The organism is Frankia sp. AiPs1 (assembly GCF_023716945.1).
Taxonomy (GTDB): Bacteria; Actinomycetota; Actinomycetes; order Frankiales; family Frankiaceae; genus Frankia.
The window spans coordinates 1-970 of the sequence record NZ_JAMQQF010001049.1 but is presented as its reverse complement, the minus strand read 5'-3'; the positions used below and the strand labels follow the sequence as shown (position 1 = coordinate 970).

Genomic DNA, 970 nt, shown 5'->3' with positions numbered 1-970 from the left:
CGTCGGAGCCGACCCGCGGCCCGGGGTCGGAGCCCGCGAGGCCGGCCGCGCCGAGGCCCGCCTTCCCGTCGGGGACGTCGGCGTGGACGTCGGCGTCGTCGTCGTTGGCGTCGGGGTCGGCGTCGGCGTCGGGGTAGGAGGCCAGGTCGAGGGAGTCCTCGACGTCGAGCCAGAGCCCGGAACGGAACGGGACGACGCCGTGCACCGGGCGGCCGGTGAGCGCCTCGATCTGGCGCAGCCCGGGTTCGAGCAGCCGGGCGTCGCCGCGAAACCGGTTGATCACCCAGCCGGCGACGAGGGCCTGATCGGCCCGGTCCAGCAGCGCCAGGGTGCCGAACAGGGCGGCGAAGACCCCGCCCTTGTCGATGTCACCGACCACGATCACCGGCAGGTTCGCCGCGCGGGCCAGGCCCATGTTCGCGATGTCGGTGGACCGCAGGTTGATCTCCGCCGGCGACCCGGCGCCCTCGCAGATCACCGCGTCGAACCGGCCGCGCAGGTCGTCGAGGCACGCCAGGACGATCTTCGCGAGCCGTTCCTTGTGCGGGCGGTAGCCGAGCGCGTCGACCTCGGCGACGGGGCGGCCCAGCACGATGAGCTGGCTGTGGCGGTCGCCGCCCGGTTTGAGCAGCACCGGGTTCATCGCCGCCTCCGGCTCCACCCCGGCTGCCGCGGCCTGCATCGCCTGCGCCCGGCCGATCTCCGCGCCGTCCGCGGTGACGTAGGAGTTCAGCGCCATGTTCTGCGCCTTGAACGGCGCGACGCGCACCCCCTCCCGGGCCAGCCACCGGCAGATGCCCGCGGTCAGCACGCTCTTGCCGGCGTCCGACGCCGTCCCGGCGACCAGCAGTCCCCCACTCACCGGCGCGGGCCCCCCGCCCCGGCCGGCGCCCCCCCGCCGTCATCGGCAGGCCCGAGTCCGGCCGCCGTCACACCCGCGCCGCCGCCTCCGAAGGCGGTGGACAAGCCG

General features: G+C 75.8%; 1 protein-coding gene. It reads right to left on the bottom strand.

Annotated elements, in window-relative coordinates; all coding sequences use genetic code 11:
- Window positions 1-862, bottom strand: an 862-nt coding sequence (locus ND748_RS32765; protein ID WP_251750129.1) for a cobyric acid synthase, incomplete at its 3' end; no start/stop codon positions are given.
- Between the last annotated feature and the right edge of the window lie 108 nt (window positions 863-970).